Genomic DNA, 3,791 nt, shown 5'->3' with positions numbered 1-3,791 from the left:
GATTTTTTCAAGATATTGTAAGCCTGACCAAATATCTGCTCTTTGAGGACTGGCAATCACTGATTGACTTCATGCTTGATGGCTTTACACCTAAGCAAGCCACCAACTCCTCCTGATTTTTTTGAATTTGGAATTGCTGCTGATGCACCGAGTGATAATCTGCGGTCTAGTTTTGTGTTGTGGCAGGAGAAAGTAATCCCGCAGTTTGCAGTGGAGATAGTATCTAAAAGCGCTGGAGGGGAGAAAACTAAGAAGTTCGAGATATATCAATCAGTGGGAATTTTGTACTATTTAGTTTATTCCCCTCTGTTGAAAAGAAAAGCCAAGTTTCAACTGTACAAGTTGATTGAGGGTAAGTATGTGTTGCAAAGTGCTGGCCAGCAACCATATTGGATGCCTGAAATTGGTCTAGCGATCGGAGCAGAGAAACAAGTTTATGGTAGTACTGAGCGGGAATGGCTTTATTGGTACGATGAGAATGATGTGAGATATCCTACTCCAGTGGAAAGAGCGGAGATGCAGGCCAGAAGAGCAGATGCTGAAGCTCAGAAGGCCAAGCTTGAGAGTCAGAGGGCTGAAAGTGAGGCTCAGCGGGCAGATGCTGAAGCTCAGCGGGCTGAAAGTGAGCTAGCGGCAAGGGTTGTTGCTGAGCAGAGAGTTAGTGAGTTATTGGAGAAAATGCAGAAACTGGGAATAGACCCAGACGCGATCGATTAAAGAATCACAGCAATTCCAACTCCCAAAAAGCTGAAAGCCCCAAGTTGTAATGGATGTACCGGAGCTAATCTTCATAATTCCAAGGGATGCCATCGCTTATGAATGCGTTTTGGACTAAAATCTAGTATTTATAGTACTTGCGCCTATTAGGATAAAAACTTTATGACTGCTGGCGATATCATTCCTCAATTTGGTGCCGTGAATTTGGCCAATACGTCTCTTCCTAAAATGGGCTTAGTGCAGCCAAATGGCAAAATTAATTGTTGCCGACCAAAATTCTTTAGCCAGATACAATGTAGATGGCTCGATCGACAGTAGTTTTGGTACAAATGGCCAGGTTTTACTGAGTAGCCTCACGTTTGCTCCTATCAACACAGTAACAGCCTTGGCCAGTCAACCTGATGGCAGTATCATAGCCTTACGGTAGCTGAATTTCTGGCTCGATATCTTGGATTACTTGCACATCGTAGTCGATCGGCGGTGGAGAACGATTGCCGAAGGCAGGCTACGCCAACGAGATTAAGGTCATACACCCCAAACCGATTCACATGCTGCGTTCAGTATCGACACCCAGAACATCCAGCTCTGTGGACAACAGCTCAACATCGACTCAGCAAGAAAGTGGTGCGAAGGAGGAGGATTGAAATAATGAATAATCCCTGTCTAATTTACCTCTGAAGGGAGAGGCTTTATACCGATTCTTCTGGTAGAGCTAAAATATAGTTTGAGATATGCCACCTCATACTTATCCAGAGAGGTTCGATGATTGCTCTAGCTGGTATTACCATTCAAGACAAGATTTACGAAAGTGCGAATTCTCTGGTGTATCGGGGCATTACAGACGATAGGCTAGCGATCGTCATCAAGATGCTCAAGCAAGATTATCCCTCTCCTCAAGAACTGACTCGCTACCGACAAGAATATCAGATCTCCCACTCTCTCAACCTGGAAGGAGTCGTCAAGGCATATCGCCAGCAGGACTATCAACGCACGCTCGTCATTCTTTTAGAAGACTTTTGGGGAGAGTCCTTAGAGCGGTGGATGGTATCGCACCCAGAGACTTTCTGCCCCATGCCCTTAGCCACTTTTCTCGGTCTTGCGATAAAACTCACAGACATTCTGGGCAGAATTCATGCAGCCAATATCATTCATAAGGACATCAACCCTAGCAACATCGTCCTCAATCAGAATACTGGCGTTGTCAAAATTATCGACTTCGGGATTGCTACCCAATTTAATCGCACGAATCCGACGTTCAAAAGCCCTCATGTTTTAGAAGGGACACTTGCCTACCTGTCTCCAGAGCAAACAGGGCGGATGAACCGATCGATCGATTATCGTACCGATTTTTACTCGCTCGGTGTCACGTTTTACGAACTGCTAACCGGACATCTGCCGTTTCCCACCACAGATCTGCTGGAGCTAGTCCATTGTCATATTGCCAAACAACCTGTGTCGCCGCACGAACTGAATGCAGCGATCCCCGAACCTATTTCCGAGATCGTGCTGAAACTGATGGCGAAAAATGCGGAGGATCGCTATCAGAGTGGTTGGGGGATTAAAGCAGATTTAGAATATTGCGCTCGCCAATTAGCAGAAATCGGTCGTATCGATCGGATTCAATTAGCACTTCAAGATGTTGTCGATCGATTTCAAATCCCGCAAAAATTGTATGGACGGGATAAAGAAGTTGCCCTGTTACTGAAAGCTTTTGACCGCGTAGTGTGTCCAGCCGACAACAATTCAGAACCAAGATTCAAAGTGGAAATGATGCTGGTGTCTGGCTATGCTGGTATTGGCAAATCAGCGTTAGTGCAAGAACTCTACCAACCCATTACGGCAAAGCGTGGCTATTTTATAGCGGGTAAATTCGACCAATTTGGGTGCAATATTCCCTACAGTGCGATCGCGGATGCTCTCAAAAAATTGGTGCAACAACTGCTTGGCGAACCAAACGATCGAGTACAGCAATGGCGAGATCGACTACTCGCAGCTTTGGGTAGTAACGGACAAATCATCATTGATATCATCCCTGAAGTTGAATCGATCGTGGGCAAGCAGCCGCCTGTAGCATACGTTGGAGCTACTGAAGCGCAAAACCGCTTTCATCGAGTTTTTGGGCAGTTTTTACGGGTGTTTTGCGCCAAGGAACATCCTCTGACGATCTTCTTAGACGATCTACAGTGGATTGACTCAGCAACCCTTAATTTAATCGAGCTGATGCTGCTGGATGAGCAAGCCCAATCCCTGTTTTTAATTGGAGCCTATCGAGATAATGAAGTCACTCATACCTATCCATTGGTATTAACACTAGAAAGACTGCGACAACAGGGGGTAGTGATTCAGGAGATCGTACTAGCACCCTTAACACTGGAGCCGTTGAGTCAGTGGATTGCCGAGATGCTACACCAACATACTGACACCGTTCGTTCTCTAGCTGAATTAGTACTGCGTAAAACTGAGGGCAATCCTTTTTTTGTCAATGAATTTTTGAGATTGCTGTATGGCGAAAATTTATTGACTTTTGAGCCATCTCAATCCTCTTTTGGTAAGGGGGGAAGTAAAGAAGGGTGGCAGTGGAATATTACTCAAATTCAAGCTCAAAATATCACCGATAATGTGGTGGAATTGATGCTGTTTCAGTTAAAAAAGCTGCCAGAGGCTACACAACAAATGCTGCGATTAGCAGCTTGTATCGGGGCTAATTTTAATCTAGATACATTATCGATCGTTGGCGACAGTTCTCCTCAAACAGTTTTCCTGGATTTACAAGTAGCAATCGAAGCTGGATTAATTCAACCCTTATCTGAATTAGATGAGGACTTATTAATTCAAGAGTACAAGTTCTCACACGATCGCGTGCAACAAGCTGCCTATACCTTAATTGAGGAGGAACAACTACAAGCTGTTCACTTGCAAATTGGTTATCTCTTGCTAAAAAGTAACGATCCTGAAACCAGCTCAAATAACTTGTTTGAGCTAGTCGATCAACTTAATCTAGGTCGTAACTTAGTCACGAATCAACAGAAGCGAGATGAAATAGCCAAGTTAAATTTGATTGCAGGACAGAAATC

At 44.5% G+C, this 3,791-nt stretch carries 3 protein-coding genes; all 3 read left to right on the top strand.

The window, feature by feature from the left end; genetic code table 11:
* Positions 1 to 78: 78 nt before the first annotated feature.
* Positions 79 to 717, top strand: a complete 639-nt coding sequence (locus RMO27_RS06345) for a Uma2 family endonuclease (RefSeq protein WP_309730663.1) — start codon at positions 79 to 81, stop codon at positions 715 to 717.
* A 247-nt stretch (positions 718 to 964) separates the two neighbouring features.
* Entirely contained in the window at positions 965 to 1,144 is a 180-nt protein-coding gene (locus RMO27_RS06340) for a hypothetical protein (RefSeq protein WP_309730660.1), read from the top strand.
* Between the two features lie 335 nt (positions 1,145 to 1,479).
* The coding region (locus tag RMO27_RS06335) for a serine/threonine-protein kinase PknK (protein WP_309730657.1) at positions 1,480 to 3,791 on the top strand (2,312 nt) is incomplete at its 3' end.

Origin of the sequence: Chamaesiphon sp. OTE_75_metabat_556, assembly GCF_031378165.1 — a bacterium.
Taxonomy (GTDB): Bacteria; Cyanobacteriota; Cyanobacteriia; order Cyanobacteriales; family Chamaesiphonaceae; genus Chamaesiphon.
Note: the sequence above shows the minus strand (reverse complement) of the source record. Positions and strands in the feature narration are given on the sequence as shown.

Excerpts from the sequence above, each read along its gene's own strand:
- RMO27_RS06345 (WP_309730663.1), top strand. The coding sequence starts at position 79 with ATGGCTTTACACCTAAGCAAGCCACCAACTCCTCCTGATTTTTTTGAA.
- RMO27_RS06340 (WP_309730660.1), top strand. The coding sequence starts at position 965 with ATGGCAAAATTAATTGTTGCCGACCAAAATTCTTTAGCCAGATACAAT.